The following is a 23,172-nucleotide window of genomic DNA, read 5'->3' on the forward strand; positions in this document are numbered from 1 at the left end:
GCGGCGTCAGCCGCGCGGACCCGGACACCGCGTGCTACCCAGGCGCGCGGTCGTTCATCGCAGGCTCACCTCTTGGGTAGGCCCGGCGGGAAGCACCTTCAGTCGGCGTTCCAGGGATTGGCCTTGGTGACGGACCCCGAGGGGTCCACCTCGACAAGGCCGAGCATGAGCACGAGATCACGGCAGTCGGCCGCGTCCTCGGAGTGGGCGGAGACCAGCAGCCGTGCGTCGTCGCAGATCTGCTCGCTCCTGTCTTCGGGCTGTGCTGCACGGATGGTGGTGTGGGTGGTCGTGATGGTCATGGCGGTGACGTCCTTACTTCCTGTGGTGGAACGCGATGCGCGTACGCACGAGCACCCCCACCCCGGTATCCGGGACAGGGGTGCTCGAACGCAGTGTGGTGCCGGATCAGTCGATGGACAGTGCTTCCGGCTCGTCGGAGACGGCGGCCGCAGGTGGTGCGGACGGGACTGGCGCTGCCTGGGCGGCGAGCAGCCGGTCCTCGATCCACACGCGCACAGCCTTGCCGGCCGGACGCGCACCCTGGGAATCGACGTAGGTCTCCTCGGCGACGGCACGCAGCTCGTCGTCGGGGATCGACGCGGGCAGTGTCTGGCCCAGGCGGGGCCTGGCGTCCAGGATCCGTTCGCGCTGGCGGCTGTACTCCGCCGCGAGGATCTCCCGGTAGGCCTGCTCGTCGACCGGGTTGAAACCCACGACGAGTGAGAACCGCCCGAGCAGCTCTGCGTCGAAGAACTGAGCCAGCTCCTTGGTCAGGGACCGGTGGGAGACCGCCGGCGGGGCCGAGCCGAAGCCGACCGGCTTGCGGTTCAGGGCTTCCCGCGCGGCGTTGGTCGTGCAGATCACCAGCGCCTTGGAGAAGTCCAGCACCTTGCCGTGGGCGTTGCGGATGTAGCCCTCGTCGAAGGCCGAGAGGAACAGCCGCTGCACGGCTTTGTCCGCTTTCTCGAACTCGTCGAGCAGGATCACCCGGTGGGGGTTGGACTCGAGCGCGTCGAATGGCAGCTCGCGGTTGGAGTCCGAGCCCACGTAGCCGGGAGGTGCCCCGACGATCTTCGCGGTGTCCGAGGGAGTGTGGAACTCCGTCATGTTCAGGATGATCGGCTCGGTGCCGGTCATCTGCTCCGCAATGATCTTCGCGGTCTCGGTCTTGCCCACGCCCGAGGCTCCGGCGAGCATCCAGGTTGTCGGGGTCGACGTCGGGAACAGGTCCAGCTCCTCGCGGGCCAGGCGGTCCACAAGTTTCTCGAGCACGTCGGCCTGTCCGCGCAGGCGGCCCAGCAGGGTCGCCCGGAGGGTTGCGACGTCGAACTCCGGGCGCTGGGCGTTTCCGGTCATCAGACGCTTGGCCACGTCCAGGACGCGCTTGGTAGTCAGCGGCACCTGCGGGATCGACCGCAAGGTGTTCACGAGTGCCGTGTCTCCGGCTGCCTCGGCCTGGACGATGAGCTTCTTCTGCTCCAGCACACGGTCGGCCATCGCCCGGTCCAGCAGCGTGATGGCGCTGTCGGGGCGGTGCTGCCCGGCACGGGAATTCTCCTCCGCGATCCGGACCGTCTCCGCCAGGACATCGTCGGAAACCGCGATCTGATGGCGGTAGTGCGCCACCAGGCCCGGCCGGACGCTGCCGAGCACCGTGAGGGTTTGCTCGACGGTCAGTTCGTCGACGATGAGCGGGGTGAAGCGCCGCGCGAAGGCAGGGTCGTCGTCGAAGGCCCGGGACTCGGTGGAGGTGGTGGCACCGATGACGCGCATGTCGCCGCGGGCCAGGGCAGGCTTGAGCACCTGCGAGACCTTTCGCAGCACTGAGTCGGTGTGGGAGGTGGATCCACCGGTGATCTGGTGGATCTCGTCCATGAACAGGATGACCTTGTTCTTGGGGTCTGAGGCGAAGTCGATGACGGTCTGGACCTTCTCCTCCAGCTGCCCGACGATGCCGGAGCCGGCGACGAGGTTGGTGATGGGCAGCTCGTAGACGGTGAAGCCCTTGAGCTGGTCCGGGATGAGGGTGTCGCCCAGGGCGATCCGGCGGGCGATGTCCTCGACGATCCGGGTCTTACCAACGCCGGCGGAGCCCTTCAGGAGCACGTTCGGCTTGTTCCGGCTGATCAGGACGGAGAGGACCTGCTCGATGAGCGCGTCGCGGAACATCGTCGGGTCAGCGTTCTTGAACTTCTCGTTGTAGTCGACGAGGAGCTCCTTGACGGCGTCGTCGGACTGGCCGCCCTGGCTGGGGATGCCGCCCATGGGCGGGAAGCTCGGAGGCGTGCCGCCGCTGTTTGTGTCGTCGTCGGAGCCCGACGTGAAGTTGTTGAGGCCCATCGCGGGTCCCTCCTTCGGTGGGGTTCGCCGGGCGGCGCGCTGGGTGGGCGCGCCGGGATGCCTGGCAGGGTTACGGGTAGGTCTGAGGGAGGAGGAGACGCCGGCCGGTTCGGCCGGTCGGCGTCTCCTCCATGGCTGGAGGGCAGGGTCAGAGGACCATGCCCAGCAGCTTCTGCCGGATGCTCGGGTCGATGTGCTGCATGCCGTTCGCGTACGCCTCGGCGGAGCGGACCATGTACTTCCAGTCCATGGCCGAGCACGGGGCGTAGTAGAGGTTCGCCGGGTGCTCCTCGCGCCTGGACGGCGGAGGCCACTCGAAGTCGGTGATCATCAGCGACAGCTGGCGCTTGCGCTTTGGCGAGGCGTTGATGTAGTCCCAGATCTGCTTGAACTCCGTGCCTCCGGTGACCTTGGGCACTTTCCGGAACTCATTCCAGATCTGCCGCGTCGACTTGTTCTCTACTTTCAGCAACGTTTCCTGGGAGAGCATGTGGCTGAACGAGTTGAAATACAGGTTGACGTTGAGCTTCTTGGCGATCTTGATCAGCATCAGCACCGCCTCCTGGTAGTTCTCCTCGGAGATCGATCCGGAGGTGTCGATGTAGATGTGCAGGTCTGGCATGTACTGCACCGAGGTGATCCGGCCGGGCTTGTTGAAGTCGTCCGGGTTGCGTCGGTTGGCCTTGAGGAAGGTCGTCTTCGTGGTCCGGTAGATGTTTTGCGACTTGTTGACCTTGCCCATGCGCTTGAGCACCCGGGTGATGTCCTTGAACAGGTCCAGCTTCGTGGGCGGGGCCTTGCGGAACTTTACCTGGGCCGAACGCGAGCCGGGCTGGCCCGGCTGCTGCCGTGCGCCCATGGCAGCGGCCCTGGCAGCTGCCCGCGGGAGCGAGGTCAGCTTGGACAGCGCGGCGTTGGAGACGACTTTCACGGGCGAGGCGAGGGACTGGTTGATGAGGTTCCACTCCCCCGTTACCTTCGCGGCGGTGGCGCGGGCGTGGGCCTCGACGTTGACCAGGACCAGCGACCGCGGGCAGAACAGCTCCCCGACGGTAAACGGCATGATGCCGGTGTCGAGGGCAGCCGCGCCTGTTGAGGCGGCCTTGCGCCGCTGGTCGACGTAGGTCATCAGCATGCGAATGACCAGCCGGGCGAAGGAGAACTCGTCGTTGCCGTCGGAGTCGTCCTTGCGCAGAAGCAGCGACTCGGTCAGCCCCTTGAGCGAGAGGTTCGCGAAGTCGTTCAGCAGCCGGAGGGTGTCTGCGGGCATGGCGTTCGCGCCGGCCATCGCCTGCAACTGCTGGTTCAGCCAGATCTTGAAGCCGTCGAAGGCGGCAGAGGACTGGAACCAGAAGCCGAGGGTGTTCGGGTGGTAGGTGTAGGCGACGGAGGCGAAGAAGGCGCTTTCGTCGGCCGAGCCGGCGAGCAGGCCCTTGGCCGCGGGGATGACATCGTTCTGGGCTGAGTACAGGACCCGGGCTGACGGCGCGGGCCACTTGTTTTGCTGCCCGGCCTGGACGGCGAACAGCTCACCCACCGGCAGGGGCGTGCCCTGGTCATAGCTGACCAGGGTCTGTCCGAGCAGCTCCTTGGCGTTCTTTTCAGCGGCCGGGTCCATCGTTTCGCCGAGGCAGCGCATGACGATGTCCAGGACGTCGCCGGTGATGTCGTGGCCCGAGCCGTCGACGATGCTGGCCGGAGCGCTGGGGTTCAGCGGCTCCAGCAGCGGGTCGACCAGGACCTTCTGGATGGCCGGCATGGGGTCGTAGTCGCCCGTGCACGAGATCGTGTGCAGGGCGTCGAGCACCGCCGGCTTCTGGTTCGTGACGGTGATCGTCATCGTGGTCTCCTATTGCAGTCTGAGGCGACGGGTGTCGTGGGGTGGCGGGGAACGCTCCGGAACGGAGCCGGTGGCATCCCCCGCCGCCCGGTGCCGGGTCGGCTCAGAGGAAGGCCGACAGGGACGGCTTGACCGCGGCCACGATCGGCGAGTCGACCTCGAGGAACGCCTCCAGGTTCTGCCGGTCGAACTGCCCGGTGGTCACCAGCTCGAACAGGGTACGGGTGTGCTCCGGTTCGATCTGGACGGCCGCCTGGGCCAGCTGCTCGATGAGGCGGGAGTTGTCCTCCTTCTCCTTCATCGCGTAGAGCAGCGAGCCGGAGACCTCGTTTTGGGTCAGGCCCGAGATCTGCGCGGCGAGGTCGGTGACCGTGCCCGCGGACTTGAGGGTTGCGTAGCAATTCGGCTTGGGCACGTTGACGCGGTTGTGTGCCGGGCCGCCCGAGTTCGAGGCAAGGTCTTCGGCGATGACCGCCACGAGCTGGGTGGTGAACATGGTGTCGCCGGTGAATGCCTCGATGGCCTCGTTGAGCAGTGAGGTTTCGCGGCTGCCAATGTGGACCGGGGTCGCGAGGTGGCTCGCCAGTTCCTGGCGGTCGACCTTGTTCAGCCACCGTGAGAGGTGGTCGATGGTGCGCGGCGTGGTGAGCTGGTTCATCTCCTCGCCGCCGTCGAAGAGCTCGGCCATGGTGACGTTGCCGTCGTCATCGTCGTCGTCGCGGCCGTCGGCCACGATGGCGTTCGGCGTCGACTTCTGGAAGATGAGTCCGGGGTGCTGGGTGAGGACCTTCTTCACCCAGGGGTTCAGCGCGTCGCCGAGGACGGACATCAGGGTCGCTGCGTCGGGCTCGACGTGGAAGATCGCGAAGCGCGAGAGCGAGGCCTCATCGAGGGTCGTGACGTTGCCCTTGTCGTTGCCCGCCACGACGAGGCGGACGTTCTCCGGCAGTTCGATGTGGCCCATGCGTCGCAGGGTCACCAGGGTGAGCGCGCCGGAGGTCACGTCGGAGGTCGTGCGGTTGATCTCATCGAGGAAGAGGATCGGCCACTCGCGCGGATTCTCCAGCGCGTAGTCGATGCACTCCTGGATGACCTGGTGCGGGTAGAAAACCTGCTTGTAGGACTGTGTCCCGTCGCTCTTTTCGTAGGGCACCAGGCGCGCGCCGGTGAGGTCGGCCTTGTCGGCGAGCTGGTTGCAGGGCAGAACGAAGGCCTTGGTACCCATCGAGTAGGCGAGGGCCTCGACGAAGGAGGACTTGCCGATGCCGGGCTCGCCCATGAGTGCGGGCGTGGCCCCGACCTCGAGGGACTGCTGGATCAGGGTCGTCAGGGTGTCGTTGAACTTCATGGGAATGTCTTTCTGGTCGTGGGTGAGCTGTGAGCAGGTGAGACGGGGAGACGGACCCACGGCAGGGCTGAGAGCCGTACGGGACATGTCGGAAGCAGGGCCACAAGGCCCGGTGACGGGGCGGTCGGGCTCAGAAGCCCACCGCCTCTCCATCCCCGATCGGGCTCCGCCCGATCCAGTCTTTGTTCCACCGCCAAACCGATGGGCAACCCGGGAGGTCACCCCGCTTCGGCGGTGGCCTCCCGTGCCGCTACGAGAGCCGCAGCACGGTCCAGCAGGAAGGGCCTGCCGTTACGCATCTGGGCGTGCTTGGGCCGCGGCTCGATGACCGCAAGTGAGGTCTTGTACAGCAGCCAGGCCTCGTCACCGGAAGAGAACTGCGCGCCGAAGGACCGGTAGGTGCGCAACGGCAGCTGCATGCCGGTGTAGAGCACGCCGAGCACCGAGAACTCCCAGCGGGAGCGGTCGTTGTCGAAGTCCTCGGGTGTCTTCAGCCGGTCGCGGGAGCCGGCCAGTGTCTGCTCGACGATGGCCTCGGCGTACGGGATGTCGGGCATTTCGCCGTCGGTGCCGACAGCGGTCGAGGGGATGCTGATGCTCGGCTTGGCTTTCGCTGCCAGCTCCGCGTACAGATCCTCTACCGAGGAGAACCGGCCCGAGGACGGCCGTGCTGCAGCGTGTTCGACGATGCGCTGCGGCACCGGATTGCGGGTGAAGGTGCACCAGTGGTCCAGGAGGATCTCGTACCAGCCGTGTTCCTCGCGCAGGACGCGCTTGTCAGCGGCAATCGGGAAGTCGTGGAGGTTGGCGGGTAGCGGGGCGACCAGGTGGAAGCCCCGGCCCGACATCGACAGCTCCGAGTACAGGATTCCGGGCAGGCGCAGAATCTCGGCGGCCACGTCTGCCGGGCAGCCGGGTTCCACGTCGATTACCACCAGGCCGTCCGAGGGTGCCTGCAGGTAGAACGCCGCGTTCGCCGCGTTCGGCAGTGTGTCGGCGAGTTGGTCGAGGGTGAGCAGGCAGGTCGCGTCCAGGGCGAACGCTCCGCGCAGGGGGCCTGCATGGCGGCAGCCCGCATTGCAGCCGTCGAGCAGGTGCCGGACGTCAATAGGTGCCTTGCGGCCGGTGTCTTCGTCGTCGAGCTCGCCGAGCCTTCCTGAGATGGTCCAGCGGCAGGCGGTCGCCAGGGCGCGGATCGCGGGGTTGTCGTAGAAGCTGGGGAAGATCGCGCGGGGATCGACGGCGGTCACATCAATGCCTTCTTGTCGGGAGCGGATGAAAACAGAGCCGCGTTGCACCGCGGCTCTGAAAGACGAGACCCCCGTACGGCGTGGATGCCTGCACGGGGGTCTCGTCTGGGGTTCGGTCGGTCGGATCGGCTTTAGATCAGCCCTGGTAGGTGATCCCGGCCTGCTGGGCATCGCCGGAACCGCCCCACGGGCCCTGGCCAGCGGGAGCACCCACGGCCGAGCCCGCATTCTTCAACTCGGCGTTCTCACGCTCGAGGCGGGCGAGCTTCTGCTCGGGCGTCTCCTGCTGCGGCTGCACCGCGGGGACCGGGGCCGCGGGAGCTTCCGGAAGCACCGCGACCGGTGCGGTGGCGACCTGCGTGTGCACCTGGGCCGGAGTCGGTGCCGCGACTGGAGCCGCGACGGCGGGCTGCGGGGCCGGGAAGGACAAGCCGTCCTCGACCTCGGTGGCGACCGGCTCCTCGCCGTTGCCGACGGCGGAATCCGTGCCCGGCTGGGCCTGGACCGCGCGGGGCGGGGTGTTGAAGACGATGCCGCGGGCCGCGAGCTCGCCACTGGCGACGCCGCCGGCGTTGTAGTAGCGCGGGGTCTCGTGCACGATCACCTGGTCGAGGGACAGGCCGCGGTTGGCGAAGTTCTTCGGCTTGTAGACGCGCAGCACGAGCGTCACGTCCAGTCCCTGTGCCAGCTCCTGGCCGGAGGTGTCCTGGTCGTAGGTGCCATCGCCCTTCTCGGACGGGATCGCGATGATCGGCAGGTTCGTGCCCTTGGAGTCGATCGAGTAGTTCGCGCCCGAGGCTGGGTTCTTCTTCGAGGTGTAGCGGCGCTCGGAGACGAACTGCTCCTCGACCGTGGGGTTCGCCGGGTCGGCGAACTGCACCTCGGCCTCGGTGATCGTCGCCGTGGTGTGCGGCTTGCCCACGGGGCTCATGCCGTTCTGGACCTTGCGCTGGTCGCTGGCGGCGAGGGCGGCACCCTCGATGAGGCTCGTCAGCCGGGCGAAGGCGAGCTTGCCGCGGATGAAGACGCTGGTGCCTTCGGTGAGCTGGTTGGCGGAGATGGCGTAGTTGGCCATGGTGGCGGGTTCCTTCTGTTGAGTGATTCGATGGTTCGTGGCGGCCTGTCGGACTGATCTATGACTCGTCTATTCCTTCTCCTATTCTATCAAGATGCACTGGACTACGAGTAGAATGTGCATGAGGACTCGAATGGTCGGAAATGGCGAGCAGGATAGAGAGGGACAGGGATGACGGATACGATGCACAGGCCCGAGGAGAAGGTCGCTGATGCGGCTCCCCCGGCCCGGGTGGCGGTGCAGCGGAGGGACCGGCTGGGGCCTCTCGGGTATGGCGGTGGACCGGTACTGGCGGCTGGGCTGATGGCCGGCGGGGCGCTGTTGTTCGCAGGCTGGGGCGCGACGCAGCTCCTCACTGCTGACCGGAGCCCGGCGAGCAATGCGGCGGCAGCTTCCCAGCACGAGGAGGGCACCGTGACGGTGACCCTGCCGGACCGGGACCGCAACGGGGTCCCGGACGCCTTCGAGGACAAGGCCGGCGACGGGGGGTCCACGGACGGTCAGGGTTCGGGCACCTCGGCGTCGGGCAAGGGTGACGAGGACAAGCCGGCACAGCTCCCCGAGCCGAAGCCTCAGCCGCGGGTTTACGTGATCCAGTGGGGTGACACCCTCACGGAGATCTCGGCGGAGACCGGAGTGCCGATCGGGACCCTGGTCGAGGAGAACCGGATCCAGGATCCGAATCTCATCTATGCCGGCGCTTCTCTGCTCATTCCGCCCACGGCGTGAGAGCAGGCCTGGGGCCCGGACAACGCTGACCTTCAGCGCTGTTCGGGCCTCTTGCTGTGTCCGGAAACGGTCAGACGGCGGGTCCTGCAAGCATCTGCTGCAGCGACCGCAGCCGCAGCAGCTCTTCCTGCATGCGGGTGACGTCGTCTGGCTCGTAGTCCTGGGGATAGTCGAGCTTGTACTCGCCGAGCAGCTCGATCTTCGCCTCGACGAGTCCGTTCAGATCAAAGCCGTCGACAATTGCCTGGGCAAACTGGAGAAGGCCTTTTTCGTAGGGCACGTCCGCACCCAATGCCCAGCAGAGTGCCTCGAAGCAGCTTTCGTCGTCGTCTACGGTGATACCGTGGGCGCTGATGACGCTATTGGCGGCTTCTTCGGCGGCATCCTTGATGGCGGCGCTTGCATCAGTCATCGCCTTCGCTCTCTTCTTCCTGCCGGACGTTGCGGGCAGGCGTCTGGATGTCGAGCCAGATCTGCATGACCTCAAGGACTGTGGAGGCTTTATCCTGCTCATCGAGCTTGATAAGGGTCGTCCACCCAAGTTGTGTGAGCGTTTCGACGGTGTATTCGCCGTGGTTGAGCTCGAGAACCCGATACAGTCCTGATCCAGGGACTTCGTAAATGGTCTGACCGGCTCGATGGGTTTCACGCAGCCGCTCGTACTTGACTGGCAGCTGGGCTGCGCGGAGAGGGACGGTCATGGGCTACTCCTGTGGGTCGAGGCTCTCAAGAACAGACGATTCGGTAACGGTGGCCGCGCCGCGCACCGCGCGGCTGCGACCACCACGGAACGACCCCCGGGACCGGCGTGAGCCGGTCCACGGTCTTTCCACCGGTTCCCCCGGGACGCAAAAGACCCCGCCTCGGCCGAAGCCGGGCGGGGTCGAACGAACGCCAGAAGAAGTGTTGCGTCGCTCTCAGGCGGCGTCGGTGTCGGCCTCACCGGGATCCTCGGCAGCGTCGTGCTTGTCAAACAGGAAACCCCGGGCCTGGCCGCTGGCCATCATGTCTCCGAGGTGCGCCAGGAGCACCGCGCGCTGCGTGGTCCGGCGGTCCTCCAGCGGGTCGTAGTCGCGCAGGGCATCCAGGTTGACCACCCAGCCGTTCTCGCGTTCGACGGCTTCCTCAAGTTCGGAGCCAGCGGCGACGGTCATACCGGTGAAGTCGTGGTCGAACTCGGGTGTGACGTCGAGCCGCTGTGTCGGGTCGTCGATGTAAAGCGTGTCGCCGAACAGCAGCCCGCCGGAGCGGTCGAAGGCGGCGAGAAAGACGCGGTCGGCGCGGGAGGTGTTCTCGACGTGCACGGCGGCCACGGCGTCGTTGGCGAGAAAGTCCGTCTGGCTCAGACGGGCATAGGTGCGTGAGCGGGCTTCGTAGCACCACATGATCGACCGGGCCTCGTCGAATCCGCGGAACTCGTCGGAGGGGGGCTGCATATCGACCATCTGATGCTCCTTCACGGGCGTGATCACCTTAGTCCGGCGGGACATCACGATGTACGGAATCGCCGGGCCGTGATTCCCATCCTGCCACAGGAGTGGAAAAGATTCCACTCAAATACCAAACGCCGGCACGAGGAAGACGTCCGCAGGGTGGTGGGACCCCGCGGCGGGATCAGTCTTGAGCGGAATCAGGGCTCTTGGGAGGGTCATCGAGCTGCTCGCTCTTGCGCGCCAGTTCCACAATGGCCCGGATGCTGGCCAGTGCGCCGTCGCTGAGCCCGTGCACACGCAGGGCGATGGTGCGCTCCTGCGGGGTCAGCTCCTGCTCGGTGGCGCTGTCTGGCTCGTTCTCCTCCAGGAAGTAGGACAGGGGGACGTCGAAGGCGTCGGCCAGGGCTCGGAGGTGCTGCAGGCGGGGATTGTGGGCCTCCCCCTTGCGCAGTTGCTGCAGGTAGCTGAGCGACATCGAGGAGATGCCGCGCTGCTCCATTCTCTGGACGATTTCCTGCAGGGTGACGGGGCGACCGTGTGGTCCCGCCGTCTCCGCGAACAAGCGTTCTAGTCGCTGGGCGATGGTCACGGAGCTGGATCCTCCTCGTGATTTCAGACATGAAGTCATCGAGGCGAACGGTGCACGCGACGACACCTTCATACTAGTGGAAGATCTTCCAATGCGGTGGCATCGGCACATTTCCGGTTGCGCCGGAGCAGCGGGCAGTCCTAGCCGGCCGTGGGCATGTACGCACTGGCTCCGAGCATCACGGCGGCCGCCAGGCCGGATCCGAGTGTGAGCTCGAGGCGTGTGTGGTGCTTTAGCTTCAGCCGGGCGAAGGCGACCACGGGCAGCAGGGTTGGGAGGGCGAGCAGCCACCAGGGCGAGAGCAGCATCGCCGCGAGGACGACGAGGGAGGTGAAGCAGAACGCGTGCATGGAGACTTTCGGTCCCAGGAGGGTCACTCCCCCGGCAAGGACGAGCCCGGCAACCATCGTCGGCAGGATCCACAGCAGCGTGGGCGGTGCGTCCAGCAGCACCGCCGTTGCCATGCCTCCAAGCACAGACGCCACGCAGACCAGGAAGACCCACCAGCGTTGATCGCGCCGGGTGACGTGTCGGTCGGTGAGCTGCTCGCGCCGCACCGCGACATGGATGGTTGCTGTCGGGATCACTGCGCAGAAAGAGCCGATCAGGATGCCCCATCCGAGACCAACCCATGTATGCGGGTGGCCTGTGACGCCGCAGAGGACGCAGATGAGGAATACGGACACAGCGGGCGCGAACACGTCACCGAGGATCCGGGCGGCCCGGGTCGCAGGATCGCCGGCCGCGGGGATGCGGATTTTCGTTCCGTTCCCGGTCATCGCCCGTCCGTCCCATTCATGGCACTCATCGCCACTCGGATCTCGTAGAGGCTCTGCACAGAGGCGGCCAGGGTTTCGTCGTCTTTCAGCTTGAGCGTGCGGAGCCGGCTCAGGGCGAGTGTGAACCACCCGAGGCTGGGAACGGCGTTCTCGCCGCTGAGATGGCGCACCAGCCCCGCCGACAGGTGCGGATCCTCGGGGTGCTGCCTGTGCAGGGGTTCCAGTGCGGGGTCGTGGTCCTCGCGGATGAGTCTGAGCGCGTCGTGGGTTTCGATGGTGAGCCTCGAGAGCGTCATCAGCTGATCGAACCCCTGCCTGTCTTCGGGCGGAAGCTTTACGTCGGGATGAAGAGTGGTGGTCGTTCGCCACAGAGGTACGACGACCTCGTGCGCGAGGCGGAGCGCGAGCCTCACCTGCGTTTCTATGCTGATGCGGCGGATGACCCCTGTTGCGAGTCCCAGGAAGAAGAAGCTGACAACGGTGACGAGGAGTTGTGTCCTCAGTTCAGTTCCGCCGACGACCGGACTGCCAAAGAGGTCCAGGAGTGATGAGCCGATGAACAGGGCAGATCCGATGGCCCCCGTAAAGACGAATGCAACCGGAAGGCGGGCGGAGAAGGGCTGGTTCTTCTGCGTCATGGTCCGCCAACAGCCGACGGCAACTACGGCAGTTGCCGCGGCGAATGCAGAGAGGTACAGGAAGTTGTAGGAGATCAGCGCCCAGGCCTGGCCGCGGGCAAGGGCGGCGTCGATGTCGACCCGGTCGTAGATGGTGCCGTCGGCATGGACGGGGATGAACCACACCAGCACGGCCTCGCCCAGGGCGATGATCCCGGCGAAGAGGTAGATGAACCGGGTTGCACGTCGTGAAAGCGGAGTAGCGCGGAACGTGAGGATGAGCAGCGCCACGGATACCTGGGCGGTCAGGATGGCAAGGCGCTTGAGGAGGTCGACGGCAGGTCCGTCTAAGGGCGGCTCCACGCCACGGCAGACCGTGGCCACGAAGAGGGCGGCACAGGTGACCCTGAGAAGGTTAACCCGGCGTCGGCGTCCTTGATACAGGGCAGAGACGATGATGATCAGGCCCATGGTGATACCGACAATGATGATCTCAGTCATCAGATCTCACCGTCCTCGTTTGATCCGGACAGGAAGGCGAGGACCTCGCTGCGTTCTTCCGATGCCCGCCGCTTCCGGTGCAGAGCATCCATCAGCCGCATGCCGGTGGTCTCGGCGCGTTTCTCCACCGGATCGTCGAACATGCTGCGCAGATGGGTGCAGTCGGTGTCGGCCCGGACGTCGCCGTGCAGGATATGGGCGAACTCGTGGAGGATTGTCTGCTCAATGTTGAGGGGCGGGAGCTCAGGGTCGTAGAAGACGTGGGCCACTCGTCCGATCACAGTGGTGAGGCCGCTGACCTCATGATGGCGCATCTCATCCGGGATGGGCCGTATCACGATCTCGAGGCCGCAAGCTGAGGCGATGGCTTTCCCGAGTGCTTCGAGGCTCAACTCGTTCGGCCAGTCGAAGAGGTCGAGCTGAGCGGGCTTCGGGGTGCAGCTGGTGGGACCGACCTTGGCAGCGCCTTTGCGCATCAGTCGGGCGAACAGGGGGTGACGGGGCTGGCCGTTCCGAGGCGTATTGGCGGTCGCAGCGGATGGAATGAAGGCAGGCATCAGCGTTCCTCAAAATAGCGAGAAGAGCGGACACCGCCTGTCGTTTGTCAACGAAGGGGTACAAGTCCAGTAAAGTTCCGTGTCACAACTTTACAACCTGGGAGGGTAAGAAAAAAATGAGCGACATGGGGAGAACTGCCCTGGTGATCGGTGCAACCCGTGGGATCGGGGCGGCCACGGCTCGAGCCCTGCTCTCCGCCGGCTACCGGACGGCGGGTACGCATCGTACCGGGGGGACCGTGCCCGAGGGGGTGCTCCCCCTCGAGATGGATGTGCGTGACGGTAATTCGATCGCAGCTGGCGTCAAGGCGGCTGCCGCCGACCTAGGTGGTCTGGATGTGCTCGTCGTCGCAGCAGGGATCACCCGCGACAAGCTGCTCATGCGGATGAGCGAGGAAGACCTGAGCGAGGTCATGCAGGTCAATGCGATCGGGCCGATGCTGGCCTGCAAGGCGGCCCTGGGGCCGATGCTGCGGCAGCGTGGCGGATCGATCGTGCTGGTTTCATCCATGTCCGTGAAGTACGGCGTTGTCGGCCAGTGCAATTACACTGCATCCAAGGGGGCATTGGAAGCGTTTGCACGATCGATGGCCAGGGAGTACGCAGCCCGGAACATCCGGGTGAACGTTGTTGCTCCCGGCGCAACTGATACGGACATGATGGCTGATGTTGCTGAGGAGGCACGGATGGCAATGCTGGAAGGAATCCCGCTGGGTCGGTTCGGGACGGCAGATGAAGTCGCTTCGGCGATCATTCACACCGCGGAGAATACCTACATGTCGGGGGCCACTGTGCAGGTCTCAGGCGGTATTTGATCATGCAGGTCCAGCTGGATGTAGGTTCCTGGGGCCTTTTCTGCGGAAGCGACGGCAAGCAGCTGGTTCTGGTGGACGATAAGCCCTGTGGTCCGGTCTCCGCTCGGAAGCCCACGCGTGCAATTCCCAGGCGTCTTCTACTTGATGAGAACCGCATCGCCCAGGTGATGCGCAGTGGCAATGTAATTTCCGAGACAGTCCCCCATGCGGACGAGCAGTGGGCAGTTGAGGTACGGCCCGTCTTCTCTCCACGTACCTCCACGGTGATCGGTGTCCTCGCCGGCGTGGCCAAAGCGGCTGATCCGCTTCCGGAACCACCGCTGGTCGGTGGCTGGGAATGGGAGATCGAGCGTGACGCCGACGGTCAACCAACACTGCGCCGGCGCACGTACTGGGACCGGAACCTGTTTCGTATCTATAACGTCGACACAAGCGTCGCCCAGCAGCGCAGTGGCTATTGGGAAGCCGGGGAATGGGCGAGCGAGCTCATCGACCAGTCCGACCGGATGCGCGTGAACAGCCTCATCCGCGACGGCATCCAGGACGGGCTGATGGGCGTAACGGGCAAGGTCCGGTGCCTGACCTACAACATCGTCACAGGTTACGGCACGGCTTCACAGGACCGTCGGCACATGCGCCTGGTCGGCGTGATTCCGCCGATCGAGCCCGATCACGACAAGATCTATCTGCAGGGCTTCAGTTACGAGGCCCCGGAGACTTTTCACGATATGGCCTTCGAGCAAGACGCCAATGCGGGGCGGGTGGACGACGTGCTTCGCGGAGTCATGGCCCTGGCCAAGGAACCGATGGCCGTCGTCGACTCTGCAACGCTGGATGTTCTTATGACGTCGCCATCGTGGCGTCGGGAAGACTTCGGGTATGTCGGCGGCCTTGGTGAATTTGCCATTGACGCTTCAGGTGAGTTGCACAGGTTCATCGCGGCTGCGGCGAGGGATACCGCTCGTTCTCAATCGATGGGTCTGGCGCTTCGCCGGGTCGACGGTTCCGTGCAGAATGTGCGCATCACCGCCACCGGAGTCAGGTCTGGGGCTGAAGGGCGGGATGCAGTCATCAGGCTCGACTTTTAGTCGAGTCCACCTGCCCCGCCGTTTCGCAACGGGTTTCGTGCACTGAACACCGCCACGGTACCGATGACGTCGACCTTCACTTGGTCGAAGCTTCGCCGCAGTGCAGCCTCAAGTCCTGCGGCGTCGTCTTCGCGGTTGTGAAAGATGCCCAGGCGGTTGTACAGGGCCATGAAGCCGCGGCCGATGAGGTTGTGGCTCACGCCACTGCCCAGGATGGTACTGCCGAACAGCACACCGTCAGCAGCGAGCCGCTCCCCTAGGTGTTTGAAAGCTACGCCCTTGTCCGCCCAGGAGCCGGGAACGCAGTGGAAGACGTAGTTCGCCGCGATGGAATCGAATTGGCCGAGAGCCTCGGGGATCGGTTCGAGGACGTTCGCGGTCACACCTCTGGTGCTTACGTGGGTGTGGGCGAGTCTGGACGCTGCGTGCTCCACGCTGTTTTCGTTGAGGTCCATGAGTGTGATCTCAGCAGATTCGGGGAGGTCGGCATTGGCGAGGTACCAACCAGTGCCGGGACCGACATCGAGATGGCGGGTGCCGATGCAACGGTTGTACTGGTCTAGCATGAGCTGGCTGGGGCATCGCCAGGCCAGCGAATTGGAGAACTTCACGACGAGCAGGTCGTAGAAGCCCAGCACCGGCTTGCTGTAGATACCTGCGCCGCGGCGCACTTCCTGGTCGTTCATGTGATCGGAGCCTATCGGTCGAGGTCGGCGAAGTGAGGGTGAGCAGGGTGGTTTCACGAAGGAGCAAGGACGGCTGTGCTGGGGTCCGTGTCCACTGGGCAGCTCTGAGATTGCATCCTAGTGGAAGTAGTTCCACTGGTGAAGTCGAGCCGGTGCGGCGTCAGCCGAAGACCAGCTCGCCGTAGCAAGCGGTCTGAAGGATGATGTCAAGGTCTTGGACGCAGCCGAATCCGAGCTGTTCGGACTCGATGGCGGCAGAGCAGCAGAGGTGGTACCCCTTCTGCTTGGCCTTTCGAAAGGCTTCCTTGATTTGGGCGGCCGACAGCTCGTAGTCCTTGGTCTTGGACTCGTCATCAGACTCTGGATCGTCAAGTGTGATGCTCACGTGCAAGCCGTCCTCTGTCAGCTTGCTCCCGTGGTACCAGGGAAGCGCGCCACCGAAGTAGAACTCTTCGACGTCCTGCAGGACTGAAGCTGCTGATTGGGTGAAGATACCGGTGTTGGTCATGTTTCCATTCCTTCGCGATTCCGTGCGATCAGGGCAAAATGACTTCGCGGGAGGCGAGGTCGGAGAGAACGGCCGGATCCGGGACCCATGCATCGACGCTGTCCTCCTCACAGAGGGCATCGATCAAAGGGTGGCCTTCCAGCGCGCTGCGGGCTTCTGTGGGAGATGCGAAGACGACAGCTGTGCGGGGATGGAACTCCCGGTCGATGAGCACGTAGCCTAGTTCGCCGGGCTCGCGGCGCTGCATGCGCAGCAGGTCGAGATGCAACCGTGCCTGCGCTTCGACGGCGGCGACGTCGATACCAAGATCTGCTGAGAGTCGGTCGTCCACAGTCCTGGGCTTGTCGGACTCCGGGGTCTGCCTCGCGCGTTCAGTGTTGTCGTTGATCATGCTCATCCCCTCTCGTAGGTCTTGTGGAAGCCGACGACTTTGCTGGTGATTTTCCATGCAGCGACGATCCAGGATGATGCGGTCACGGTTCTACCTCTGGTCCGCGATCTAGTCGAGGGGGTTCCTGTCCTCCACGGTCATCTGATCGATCGCAGCCAACCGTCTGGCGATGGTTTGTTCGAAGCCATTGCCGGTAGGACGGTAATACTGTGTGCCGCGGACGGCATCGGGTAGATATTGCTGCAAGACAACTCCGTGTTCGAAGTCGTGAGGGTAGAAGTAGCCTTCTCCGTGCCCGAGGCCCTTCGCGCCCGGGTAGTGCGCGTCGCGCAGGTGCACTGGCACGCTCCCGGTCCGGCCGCGCCGGACGTCTTCCAGCGCTTGGTCGATGCCGCGGATGACGGCCGGCGACTTGGGGGCCGTGGCGATTGCGACCGTTGCCTGAGCGAGGTTGAGCCGCGCCTCGGGCATACCGATCAGCTGGACTGCCTGGGCGGCGGCCACTGCGATGCCCAGCACCGAGGGGTCGGCCATGCCGACGTCCTCGGAGGCGTGCACCACCAAGCGCCGTGCGATGAACCTCGGGTCCTCCCCCGCCTCGATCATCCGGGCCAGCCAGTGCAGGGCCGCATCCGGGTCGCTGCCTCTCATGCTCTTGATGAATGCGCTGACGACGTCGTAGTGCTGGTCGCCATCGCGGTCGTAACGCTGCAGCGCAGCGCCGGTGACCTGCTCCAGCACCTCGCGGTCGACGACGCTCTTGCCTGCGGCCTGCGCAGTTGCGACAGCGGTCTCCAGCCGGTTCAGCGCCTGGCGGACGTCGCCGCTGGACAGCCCTGCAATGATCTGCAGCGCGGGGTCGGCGAACCCGATCCCGGTGGCTGAGAGGACCGGGTCCTCCTCTAGGGCACGCGAGAGCAGGTTCACGACCTCGCCGTCCTCCACAGGGCGTAGGACCAGCAGGATTGAGCGCGAGACCAGTGCCGAGTTGACCGAGAAGCTCGGGTTCTCGGTGGTCGCGCCGATGAGCGAGATGACCCCGGCCTCCACGGCGGGCAGGAGGACGTCCTGCTGCGCCTTGGAGAAGCGGTGGATCTCGTCAATGAAAACGAACGTCTGGAGGTCGTCGTCGAGGGCCTTCTGGGCTCCGGCGAGCGTTTTGCGGACATCGGCTACGCCGGCGCTGGTCGCAGAGAGCTCGACGAAGCGGCGGCTGGTTTGGCGGGCGATCACCGAGGCGATGGTGGTCTTGCCGACGCCGGGCGGACCCCAGAGCAGGACCGAGGTCGCACCCTCGCCCTGGGCGAGCAGCTCGAGCGGCGAGCCGGGAAAGACCAGGTGCTCCTGGCCCACGATCTGGTCGAGGGAGGTGGGACGCATGCGGGCGGCCAGGGGTTGGATGGCACTCATGGTCTACTCCTTGTTTGGTTCGAGGCGGGCGATCTCGGCCTCGACCCGGGCTTCTTCGCTCTGTGCCGCGGCGGTGCGCGCCCTGGCCTCGGCGAGCCGGGCACGCGCCTCGCGCAGCGCCTGCGCGTCCGACATGGCCTCGACGGCGTGGATCGCTTCGAGCACCGGTGCGGCTGCGTACGAGGGCACCCGGACGCTGATCTGCAAGTAGAAGTCGTCACCGTCAGATGCGTGACCGACGCTGGGCGGCCGGCCGAACGCTGTCGTGCACTCCTCGTTCTTGCGCGTGTGGATCCGGCCGGCGAAGACCTGGGCGGCGGTCACGCTGCAGTCCGCGACGGCGGCGTGGATGGCCCGGAGCACCGGCTCGACGAGCTGGGTGTCGGTGCGCTGCTGTGGATTGACGGTCGGCAGGAGTCCGGGGTCGAGGTGGCTGTCTTCGATGCGGGGGTGCATGGTTGCTCCTTTTGCGGCGGGGGTGGCCATCAGCTCTCGATGCGCGTGAACGGGCCGGAGTTGTGGACGAACAAGGCGATGATCGGCGCGTACCGGGCGTCTCGGTGTACGCCGCCGGCGTCGGTCCAGCCGCCTTGGGCGTCGAGCGTCCAGCGGTCGCCCGTTGCGTCGAAGTACTCTCCCGGCTCGGCCGGGAGCCGATGCTGTTTCACCATCCGGTGGAGCTTGCGGTCAATGGCGGCGCGTTTCCTGGCCGGCATGGGCGCGCCTGTAGTCCGTTCAGGGGGATAGGCGTCCCCGGGCAGCAGGTTCTGCTGCCTGAAGCGGCGCGGGAACAGTGGCATGGCGGTCCTTCCAATTGACGGTGCTGCGCTCAGGCGGAGACGGCGTCCTCCCGCTCCTTGTGCCGGGCGAGCACCCGGTAGACGGTGCGGTCGGTGACCTCGGCCATGTCGGCGATGGTCCGGGGGTCGATCCCTCTGCCGGCCATCGCGACGATGAGGGTGTCGCGTTCCTGCTTTTGCGCCTGGGCGGCGCTACGGTGTGCCACCGGTGAAGTCTTGATAAGGCGGTCGCGTTCGGCGGTGCTGAGTCCGCCCCAGATGCCGAAGCGCTCGTCGGCGCTCAACGCATAATCCAGGCACTGTGCGCGCACCCCGCACTGGGCACAGACCTTCTTGGCGTCGGTGGTGTTGCCGCCCTTCTCCGGGAAGAACGCGTCGGGGTCTGTTTCTGCGCACAGGGCATCCCTGCGCCACTTCTCGTCGGGGTCCTCGCCGCTCATGACGGTGCGGCCGGGAGGCGGGTGTTCTGCTGTGCGTGCACCGTGGCTCCTCCTAGAAGTTGTCGTGCGTGTGTCGGTACTTCGTTCTCGGGGTGTGCGGGCACAGAGCCCCGGAGGATCCCATTCCTCCGGGGCTCTGTGCGCGAGGCTTCCGTCCTGTACTCCGGGGCGGCTGCGCCGCGCGCTGCTCCCGCTGTTCCTTTTAATCACTGAAAAGGTGCGCGAAGTGTTCGTCGCTGAGGTCAATCTCGACACGCTGGCCCTCACGAGAGACCGTGAAGACGCAGCCCTCGTCAGCACTGGGCTGCCATGGTCCGCGCTGGAAGACCTCCCGCCAGACCTTGCTGGCGGCCTCAGCGGGCGATGCAGCATCCTGGTCGATCGTCCATCCGACGAGGTACTCCTCGCTGCCGGTGCCCTCAAACGGGTCGAGCTGATCCCGGGGGAAGACCTGGTCGAGCGCACGCTCGAAGTCTTCCCGGGTGGTGTCGCCGCCGGACACAGCTCCGCGGACGAGGTCGGCAAGGCTGTCGATGTGCAGGCTCATGGGGTTGCTCCCTAGGTTTTGGTTCGGGTGGGGTCTGCTGCGACCAGCGCGGCGATGAGCTCGAGGTCGTCTCCGGTGTCGGGGTCGAGGGTCCCGGCGGATCCGATGTCGGCCAGCGGCTGCTCGTGCGTCTTGCCTGCCGTGTCCCGGTAGACGAGCGTCACGCCGGACAGGTCCACGGCCGTGGTGCTTACCGGGGAGGACTCGGAGGCCTCGAACGCCGGCCGGATCGCCTCGATGAGCGCGATGAGGTGCTGTACCTCTGCTTTCCGTTCGAGCAGCGCCTTGCGCTGGAGTGCGCGCTGCTCGAACCGGGCCAGGTGCGCGTCGCAGCAGGTGTCGGTCTTGTCGGGTTCGTCCTTGGGATAGGACAGCAGGTAGTGGTCCGTCTCGACGGATTTGTCGACGAGCGTATCGAGCAGGATGTCGGCCTGCCGGGCGGTGATGCTGAGGCCGAGGCGCTGCTGCGCCGCTGCCATCAGGACGCCGCCTTCCGGTCCTCCGGGACGATGCCCTTGGTGCACAGCCGGACGAGGGCGGTGAGCATGTCCTGGCGGTGCCCGCCCCAGTGGACGGTGCGGCCGGAGGCCAGCTTGACGACGATCACGGGTGCCTGGGCATATCCGAGGTCTTCGGTGATGTGGCGGTGGTTTTCATCGCCCTGCTCGATGTCGATTTTGGTGTACTGCATCGCGGGCTGCTGCCGATCGAACAGGCTCTTGGCCTTGTCGCAGTTGGGGCACTCCGCCGGCCCGTAGACGGTGATTTTCGGCGCGGTGTGGGCGGTCCGGGGCAGGTCGCCGATCGTGGTGGGGGTCATGGGACTTGGTTTCCTTCTCTCCCCTGCTGGGGGTCGTTGTGGTGTGAAGGCCCTGGCTCTCAGACGTCGGGCTCCAGGTCGAACAGCCCGGGCTGGGCCACACGCTCGCGCAGCTGCCGGGCGGGTTCCTCGCCGAGGCGCTCGACGGCCTTGTCCAGGTCGCGGTAGGCCTCGGACTCGCCGAGTCCACCCATGGCCTCGATCTGGAAGTACAGCTCGGCGAGCTCCCGCTCGCTCAGGCGGTGGCCGAGCACCTCGGGGGCAGCGAGGTCGGTGTACGAGGCGCTGTAGCCCAGCTCCCAGTCGGACTCGGTCTGCTGCTCGGCTGTAAAGGCCACGAGGATGCCGTGGTCGGGCACGAGCGCGCCGACGAGCAGGTCCGCCAGCTGGTCCGGTGTCGGGCTCCACGGCTGCGCCTGCTGGAGGACTGCGCGGACCCTGGTCCGCAGCACTGAGTCGGCGTACAGCCCGGGCTTCCCGCACGGGCAGGTGCCCGCGAGGGGGCCGCGATCGATGGGCACCCAGAGCCCGTGGTCGTGCTCGAGGTGTTGGTCGGCGTCGTGCCGGGCGATGGCTGCTGGTGTCGACATGACCGTGCTGTGCTGCCAGCTGCACCCGATGCACGCCATGCCGTCTGCGCGCTGCTGGCCGTAGACGTAGACCTCGTGCTTGCCGGGGTGCTTGGCGCGCTTGCCGTCCGGCGTCGCGTCGACCCACCAGTCGGGCAGGGGCGCGTTCACGGCTTCACGTCCTTGGCTGTGCTGTGCATCTCGGCGAGATGGGCGATGGTGCGCCGGCGGAGCCCGTCGTAAAGCGCCCAGAAGGCGTCGTCGCGCGCGGCGAGCTCGTGTATCCAGCTGTTGATCTGTCCGTCCGGGAGCGCTGCGATCTCCGCCGCCTGCTCCGGATCGAGGCCGTGGGCCTCCGGGGCCTCCCGCAGCTCGGCGCGCAGTGACTCTGCGTCGAGCGCGATTCCGGTTGCGGGCCCTCGGTTGTTGTCGGTCATGGGTGGTCTCCTCGGTGTCGCTGCTGGTCGCGGATCGCCTGTCGCTCCCGCTCGCGGCGGGTGCCCTTGCGGGGCTTGGGGGTGTGCCGCTGCGTCGCACTGGACTTGCGGAGTTCCCGCATCCAGTGCGCCTGTTCGGGATTCGCCGACGGCCGGAAGCCCTCGGTGGAGTAGTGCTGCCTGCGCTTTCGGCTCATGGGTTCTTCTCCTCCGCCACGCGGGCGATGTGGCGGGCGCAGCCAGCCGCCCACGTGCGGGCATCGGCGGTCTGCGCGGCGGCCACCGCCTTCGCGGCGCGGTCGGCGTCGATGGGCAGCCGATGCCGGATGAGCAGCGCCAGGGTGACGTCGAGCATCACGGTGCGCTCGTGGTCGCTCAGCTCCGTCTGCTCGGAGTGCTCGTGCACCCCACGGCGTTCGTGCAGGGCACGGTCCGCCCGCGAATCGAGCAGGGTCTGCTCGATCTCAGGGACGAGCTCTTCTGCGGTGGTCGTGGTGGTCTGGGGCGTCATGCGGTTCTTTCCGCCGGGCCGCTTGGCCCGGGATCGAGGAGCCCCGTCGCGCCGCCGTCCCACAGGGACCCGGCCGCGGCGAGGTTGCGGTCGTGTGGTCTGGGTCAGTCCTTCGAGCCGTCGCGGAACTGGAGGTACTCCCGCAGGGTCGGCGCGTCCGCGCCGGGAAGCGAGATCCGGTCGAGGGCTCCGTACAGGTCCTCGTCTCCGATCAGCTCGCCCTCGTGGGCGACGACGGCTTGCGCCAGGCGGACCAGCAGGACCTTCATCTCCTCGGCGCGCTCCTCGTCGGCGGTCCGCAGGCGCTTGATGTCGATGAGGCGCTTCTCGCAGAGGCTCTTGAGGTAGAGCGCGCCCTTGCGCCACTCGAGGAACTCGATCAGCTGTGTGCTGTGATCCAGCGGGGACAGCCGACAGATCTCGGCGTCGTCCTGGCGGAATGAGAGCTGCTGGTCGATGCTTGAGGCGGTGGTCTTCAGCCAGTGCTCGGTTTGGTTGAGGCCGGCCGGCGTGGTGGTGACCTCGGCCCAGACTGCGTCATCGCGCAGGCAGCTGCGCATCACGGCGTCGAGCGGGTCCTGCAGGCGTGGAGGTGCGGGGCGGGCGGTGGTCGTCATGGTCATGGCGGATGTCCTCGTCGGTCGTGTCGTTGATGGTCTGCGGAGCGTCGGCCCCGACAGCGCGCCCGTGGCGCTGGTTGTGGAATTAGGTCTCAGTTCCTGGTGCCGAAGCGCAGGTCGGGCCAGATGGGCTCGACCGAGACGCGCAGCAGCTGGATACGGGGGTCGCGGTCCTTGGCGCGTTTCCAGGCGCGGCGAACGGCTGCGGCCTTGTTCCGGGCCTTCTTCTGGTCGTCGAACGGCCCAATCAGGTGAGAGTAGGTCTGGGGGCTGGCGGACTTCAGGCTCTCGGCCTGCATCATCACCACGACGCCGTAGCCGTTGGCCTCCTCGGCCACCAGGTCCTCCCAGGAATCGTAGGTGCGTTCGGTCTGCGTGCTGTACGCCTTCATGGCGAGACCTCCTGGTCGTCGTGACGGATGTTGATGGGCCGCTCCCAGAGCGGCATCCCGTCCTCGCCGGTCTCGGC

The 23,172-nt window shown here is 66.0% G+C and carries 32 protein-coding genes; 3 read left to right on the plus strand and 29 right to left on the minus strand.

Features of this window, described 5'->3' with window-relative positions:
- Positions 1-98: 98 nt before the first annotated feature.
- The 6 genes from LDN90_RS14870 to LDN90_RS14895 all read right to left on the minus strand — a co-directional run bounded on the left by LDN90_RS14870 (position 99) and on the right by LDN90_RS14895 (position 7,856).
- A complete protein-coding gene (locus tag LDN90_RS14870; protein WP_142938883.1) occupies positions 99-302 on the minus strand; it encodes a hypothetical protein in 204 nt (67 codons plus the stop codon).
- Between the two features lie 106 nt (positions 303-408).
- On the minus strand, positions 409-2,343 hold the full coding sequence (locus tag LDN90_RS14875; protein ID WP_142938882.1) for an AAA family ATPase: 1,935 nt from the start codon (positions 2,341-2,343) through the stop codon (positions 409-411).
- Positions 2,344-2,491: 148 nt separating this feature from the next.
- Entirely contained in the window at positions 2,492-4,183 is a 1,692-nt protein-coding gene (locus LDN90_RS14880; RefSeq protein WP_142938881.1) for a hypothetical protein, read from the minus strand.
- A gap of 103 nt (positions 4,184-4,286) precedes the next feature.
- Positions 4,287-5,531: a MoxR family ATPase gene (locus LDN90_RS14885; RefSeq protein ID WP_142938880.1), complete on the minus strand. Its 1,245-nt coding sequence runs from the start codon at positions 5,529-5,531 to the stop codon at positions 4,287-4,289.
- Between the two features lie 218 nt (positions 5,532-5,749).
- The gene (locus tag LDN90_RS14890) at positions 5,750-6,781 is read right to left on the minus strand and encodes a hypothetical protein (protein ID WP_142938879.1); all 1,032 of its coding nucleotides are present in this window, start codon (positions 6,779-6,781) and stop codon (positions 5,750-5,752) included.
- A gap of 136 nt (positions 6,782-6,917) precedes the next feature.
- Positions 6,918-7,856 (minus strand): hypothetical protein, encoded by a 939-nt coding sequence (locus tag LDN90_RS14895; RefSeq protein ID WP_142938878.1) that lies wholly within the window; start codon positions 7,854-7,856, stop codon positions 6,918-6,920.
- A 171-nt stretch (positions 7,857-8,027) separates the two neighbouring features.
- Between LDN90_RS14895 and LDN90_RS14900 the strand changes: the two genes are divergently transcribed.
- On the plus strand, positions 8,028-8,585 hold the full coding sequence (locus tag LDN90_RS14900; protein WP_202979322.1) for a LysM peptidoglycan-binding domain-containing protein: 558 nt from the start codon (positions 8,028-8,030) through the stop codon (positions 8,583-8,585).
- A gap of 70 nt (positions 8,586-8,655) precedes the next feature.
- Here the strand turns inward: LDN90_RS14900 and LDN90_RS14905 are convergent, their stop codons facing one another.
- The 7 genes from LDN90_RS14905 to LDN90_RS14935 all read right to left on the minus strand — a co-directional run bounded on the left by LDN90_RS14905 (position 8,656) and on the right by LDN90_RS14935 (position 13,061).
- Complete coding sequence (locus tag LDN90_RS14905; protein WP_142938877.1) at positions 8,656-8,997, minus strand: hypothetical protein; 342 nt, start codon at positions 8,995-8,997, stop codon at positions 8,656-8,658.
- The gene (locus tag LDN90_RS14910) at positions 8,990-9,286 is read right to left on the minus strand and encodes a hypothetical protein (RefSeq protein ID WP_142938876.1); all 297 of its coding nucleotides are present in this window, start codon (positions 9,284-9,286) and stop codon (positions 8,990-8,992) included. Before LDN90_RS14910 ends, LDN90_RS14905 begins: the two co-directional genes overlap by 8 nt.
- Before the next feature lie 216 nt (positions 9,287-9,502).
- A complete protein-coding gene (locus LDN90_RS14915; protein ID WP_223946288.1) occupies positions 9,503-10,138 on the minus strand; it encodes a hypothetical protein in 636 nt (211 codons plus the stop codon).
- Between the two features lie 61 nt (positions 10,139-10,199).
- Entirely contained in the window at positions 10,200-10,517 is a 318-nt protein-coding gene (locus LDN90_RS14920; protein ID WP_056387481.1) for a transcriptional regulator, read from the minus strand.
- Between the two features lie 230 nt (positions 10,518-10,747).
- On the minus strand, positions 10,748-11,386 hold the full coding sequence (locus tag LDN90_RS14925) for a hypothetical protein (protein ID WP_142938873.1): 639 nt from the start codon (positions 11,384-11,386) through the stop codon (positions 10,748-10,750).
- Positions 11,383-12,504, minus strand: coding sequence for a hypothetical protein (locus LDN90_RS14930; RefSeq protein WP_133830748.1), 1,122 nt, complete (start codon positions 12,502-12,504; stop codon positions 11,383-11,385). The genes LDN90_RS14925 and LDN90_RS14930 overlap by 4 nt, the downstream gene beginning before the upstream one ends.
- Positions 12,504-13,061, minus strand: coding sequence for a hypothetical protein (locus tag LDN90_RS14935; RefSeq protein ID WP_142938872.1), 558 nt, complete (start codon positions 13,059-13,061; stop codon positions 12,504-12,506). Before LDN90_RS14935 ends, LDN90_RS14930 begins: the two co-directional genes overlap by 1 nt.
- A gap of 125 nt (positions 13,062-13,186) precedes the next feature.
- Here LDN90_RS14935 and LDN90_RS14940 point away from each other — a divergent pair, with 125 nt between their 5' ends.
- Both LDN90_RS14940 and LDN90_RS14945 read left to right on the plus strand, forming a co-directional pair.
- A complete protein-coding gene (locus tag LDN90_RS14940; protein ID WP_160147647.1) occupies positions 13,187-13,876 on the plus strand; it encodes an SDR family NAD(P)-dependent oxidoreductase in 690 nt (229 codons plus the stop codon).
- Between the two features lie 2 nt (positions 13,877-13,878).
- Positions 13,879-14,964 carry a hypothetical protein gene (locus LDN90_RS14945; protein WP_142938871.1) on the plus strand — a complete coding sequence of 362 codons (1,086 nt, stop codon included), beginning with the start codon at positions 13,879-13,881 and terminating at the stop codon, positions 14,962-14,964.
- On the opposite strand, the gene LDN90_RS14950 is transcribed toward LDN90_RS14945, so the two are convergent.
- The 16 genes from LDN90_RS14950 to LDN90_RS15025 form a co-directional block, all read right to left on the minus strand.
- Positions 14,961-15,650, minus strand: a complete 690-nt coding sequence (locus LDN90_RS14950; RefSeq protein WP_056387501.1) for a class I SAM-dependent methyltransferase — start codon at positions 15,648-15,650, stop codon at positions 14,961-14,963. The two genes, LDN90_RS14945 and LDN90_RS14950, sit on opposite strands and share 4 nt — an antisense overlap.
- Before the next feature lie 160 nt (positions 15,651-15,810).
- Positions 15,811-16,158: a hypothetical protein gene (locus LDN90_RS14955; protein ID WP_133830752.1), complete on the minus strand. Its 348-nt coding sequence runs from the start codon at positions 16,156-16,158 to the stop codon at positions 15,811-15,813.
- A gap of 28 nt (positions 16,159-16,186) precedes the next feature.
- Positions 16,187-16,549: a hypothetical protein gene (locus tag LDN90_RS14960; protein ID WP_142938870.1), complete on the minus strand. Its 363-nt coding sequence runs from the start codon at positions 16,547-16,549 to the stop codon at positions 16,187-16,189.
- Positions 16,550-16,657: 108 nt separating this feature from the next.
- On the minus strand, positions 16,658-17,959 hold the full coding sequence (locus LDN90_RS14965) for a replication-associated recombination protein A (RefSeq protein ID WP_056387510.1): 1,302 nt from the start codon (positions 17,957-17,959) through the stop codon (positions 16,658-16,660).
- A gap of 3 nt (positions 17,960-17,962) precedes the next feature.
- The gene (locus LDN90_RS14970; protein ID WP_142938869.1) at positions 17,963-18,415 is read right to left on the minus strand and encodes a hypothetical protein; all 453 of its coding nucleotides are present in this window, start codon (positions 18,413-18,415) and stop codon (positions 17,963-17,965) included.
- Positions 18,416-18,444: 29 nt separating this feature from the next.
- Positions 18,445-18,759, minus strand: coding sequence for a hypothetical protein (locus tag LDN90_RS14975; RefSeq protein ID WP_142938868.1), 315 nt, complete (start codon positions 18,757-18,759; stop codon positions 18,445-18,447).
- A gap of 29 nt (positions 18,760-18,788) precedes the next feature.
- Positions 18,789-19,199, minus strand: a complete 411-nt coding sequence (locus tag LDN90_RS24300; RefSeq protein ID WP_142133561.1) for a WhiB family transcriptional regulator — start codon at positions 19,197-19,199, stop codon at positions 18,789-18,791.
- A 202-nt stretch (positions 19,200-19,401) separates the two neighbouring features.
- Positions 19,402-19,746, minus strand: coding sequence for a hypothetical protein (locus LDN90_RS14985; protein WP_071416432.1), 345 nt, complete (start codon positions 19,744-19,746; stop codon positions 19,402-19,404).
- Between the two features lie 11 nt (positions 19,747-19,757).
- Positions 19,758-20,225 carry a hypothetical protein gene (locus tag LDN90_RS14990; protein WP_142938867.1) on the minus strand — a complete coding sequence of 156 codons (468 nt, stop codon included), beginning with the start codon at positions 20,223-20,225 and terminating at the stop codon, positions 19,758-19,760.
- Complete coding sequence (locus LDN90_RS14995; RefSeq protein WP_142938866.1) at positions 20,225-20,566, minus strand: glutaredoxin family protein; 342 nt, start codon at positions 20,564-20,566, stop codon at positions 20,225-20,227. Before LDN90_RS14995 ends, LDN90_RS14990 begins: the two co-directional genes overlap by 1 nt.
- 59 nt (positions 20,567-20,625) lie before the next feature.
- Positions 20,626-21,306, minus strand: coding sequence for a hypothetical protein (locus LDN90_RS15000; RefSeq protein WP_142938865.1), 681 nt, complete (start codon positions 21,304-21,306; stop codon positions 20,626-20,628).
- Positions 21,303-21,572, minus strand: coding sequence for a hypothetical protein (locus tag LDN90_RS15005; RefSeq protein ID WP_056387532.1), 270 nt, complete (start codon positions 21,570-21,572; stop codon positions 21,303-21,305). Before LDN90_RS15005 ends, LDN90_RS15000 begins: the two co-directional genes overlap by 4 nt.
- Positions 21,569-21,769 carry a hypothetical protein gene (locus LDN90_RS15010; RefSeq protein WP_056387535.1) on the minus strand — a complete coding sequence of 67 codons (201 nt, stop codon included), beginning with the start codon at positions 21,767-21,769 and terminating at the stop codon, positions 21,569-21,571. The genes LDN90_RS15005 and LDN90_RS15010 overlap by 4 nt, the downstream gene beginning before the upstream one ends.
- Entirely contained in the window at positions 21,766-22,083 is a 318-nt protein-coding gene (locus tag LDN90_RS15015) for a hypothetical protein (protein WP_056387538.1), read from the minus strand. The genes LDN90_RS15010 and LDN90_RS15015 overlap by 4 nt, the downstream gene beginning before the upstream one ends.
- A gap of 104 nt (positions 22,084-22,187) precedes the next feature.
- On the minus strand, positions 22,188-22,706 hold the full coding sequence (locus LDN90_RS15020; RefSeq protein WP_142938864.1) for a hypothetical protein: 519 nt from the start codon (positions 22,704-22,706) through the stop codon (positions 22,188-22,190).
- 89 nt (positions 22,707-22,795) lie between these two features.
- Positions 22,796-23,095 (minus strand): hypothetical protein, encoded by a 300-nt coding sequence (locus tag LDN90_RS15025; RefSeq protein WP_142938863.1) that lies wholly within the window; start codon positions 23,093-23,095, stop codon positions 22,796-22,798.
- Between the last annotated feature and the right edge of the window lie 77 nt (positions 23,096-23,172).

Origin of the sequence: Arthrobacter sp. NtRootA1 (assembly GCF_019976975.1) — a bacterium.
Taxonomy (GTDB): Bacteria; Actinomycetota; Actinomycetes; order Actinomycetales; family Micrococcaceae; genus Arthrobacter; species Arthrobacter aromaticivorans.

Coding starts and splice junctions, on each gene's coding strand:
- LDN90_RS15005 (WP_056387532.1), bottom strand. CDS start 21,572: ATGACCGACAACAACCGAGGGCCCGCAACCGGAATCGCGCTCGACGCA.
- LDN90_RS15015 (WP_056387538.1), bottom strand. CDS start 22,083: ATGACGCCCCAGACCACCACGACCACCGCAGAAGAGCTCGTCCCTGAG.
- LDN90_RS14905 (WP_142938877.1), bottom strand. CDS start 8,997: ATGACTGATGCAAGCGCCGCCATCAAGGATGCCGCCGAAGAAGCCGCC.
- LDN90_RS14910 (WP_142938876.1), bottom strand. CDS start 9,286: ATGACCGTCCCTCTCCGCGCAGCCCAGCTGCCAGTCAAGTACGAGCGG.
- LDN90_RS14925 (WP_142938873.1), bottom strand. CDS start 11,386: ATGACCGGGAACGGAACGAAAATCCGCATCCCCGCGGCCGGCGATCCT.
- LDN90_RS14955 (WP_133830752.1), bottom strand. CDS start 16,158: ATGACCAACACCGGTATCTTCACCCAATCAGCAGCTTCAGTCCTGCAG.
- LDN90_RS15010 (WP_056387535.1), bottom strand. CDS start 21,769: ATGAGCCGAAAGCGCAGGCAGCACTACTCCACCGAGGGCTTCCGGCCG.
- LDN90_RS14920 (WP_056387481.1), bottom strand. CDS start 10,517: ATGGAGCAGCGCGGCATCTCCTCGATGTCGCTCAGCTACCTGCAGCAA.
- LDN90_RS14930 (WP_133830748.1), bottom strand. CDS start 12,504: ATGACTGAGATCATCATTGTCGGTATCACCATGGGCCTGATCATCATC.
- LDN90_RS15025 (WP_142938863.1), bottom strand. CDS start 23,095: ATGAAGGCGTACAGCACGCAGACCGAACGCACCTACGATTCCTGGGAG.
- LDN90_RS14895 (WP_142938878.1), bottom strand. CDS start 7,856: ATGGCCAACTACGCCATCTCCGCCAACCAGCTCACCGAAGGCACCAGC.
- LDN90_RS14950 (WP_056387501.1), bottom strand. CDS start 15,650: ATGAACGACCAGGAAGTGCGCCGCGGCGCAGGTATCTACAGCAAGCCG.
- LDN90_RS14885 (WP_142938880.1), bottom strand. CDS start 5,531: ATGAAGTTCAACGACACCCTGACGACCCTGATCCAGCAGTCCCTCGAG.
- LDN90_RS14900 (WP_202979322.1), top strand. CDS start 8,028: ATGACGGATACGATGCACAGGCCCGAGGAGAAGGTCGCTGATGCGGCT.
- LDN90_RS14965 (WP_056387510.1), bottom strand. CDS start 17,959: ATGAGTGCCATCCAACCCCTGGCCGCCCGCATGCGTCCCACCTCCCTC.
- LDN90_RS14940 (WP_160147647.1), top strand. CDS start 13,187: ATGGGGAGAACTGCCCTGGTGATCGGTGCAACCCGTGGGATCGGGGCG.
- LDN90_RS14995 (WP_142938866.1), bottom strand. CDS start 20,566: ATGACCCCCACCACGATCGGCGACCTGCCCCGGACCGCCCACACCGCG.
- LDN90_RS14985 (WP_071416432.1), bottom strand. CDS start 19,746: ATGAGCCTGCACATCGACAGCCTTGCCGACCTCGTCCGCGGAGCTGTG.
- LDN90_RS24300 (WP_142133561.1), bottom strand. CDS start 19,199: ATGAGCGGCGAGGACCCCGACGAGAAGTGGCGCAGGGATGCCCTGTGC.
- LDN90_RS14960 (WP_142938870.1), bottom strand. CDS start 16,549: ATGATCAACGACAACACTGAACGCGCGAGGCAGACCCCGGAGTCCGAC.
- LDN90_RS14945 (WP_142938871.1), top strand. CDS start 13,879: ATGCAGGTCCAGCTGGATGTAGGTTCCTGGGGCCTTTTCTGCGGAAGC.
- LDN90_RS14990 (WP_142938867.1), bottom strand. CDS start 20,225: ATGGCAGCGGCGCAGCAGCGCCTCGGCCTCAGCATCACCGCCCGGCAG.
- LDN90_RS14970 (WP_142938869.1), bottom strand. CDS start 18,415: ATGCACCCCCGCATCGAAGACAGCCACCTCGACCCCGGACTCCTGCCG.
- LDN90_RS14875 (WP_142938882.1), bottom strand. CDS start 2,343: ATGGGCCTCAACAACTTCACGTCGGGCTCCGACGACGACACAAACAGC.
- LDN90_RS14975 (WP_142938868.1), bottom strand. CDS start 18,759: ATGCCACTGTTCCCGCGCCGCTTCAGGCAGCAGAACCTGCTGCCCGGG.
- LDN90_RS15020 (WP_142938864.1), bottom strand. CDS start 22,706: ATGACCATGACGACCACCGCCCGCCCCGCACCTCCACGCCTGCAGGAC.
- LDN90_RS14870 (WP_142938883.1), bottom strand. CDS start 302: ATGACCATCACGACCACCCACACCACCATCCGTGCAGCACAGCCCGAA.
- LDN90_RS14880 (WP_142938881.1), bottom strand. CDS start 4,183: ATGACGATCACCGTCACGAACCAGAAGCCGGCGGTGCTCGACGCCCTG.
- LDN90_RS14935 (WP_142938872.1), bottom strand. CDS start 13,061: ATGCCTGCCTTCATTCCATCCGCTGCGACCGCCAATACGCCTCGGAAC.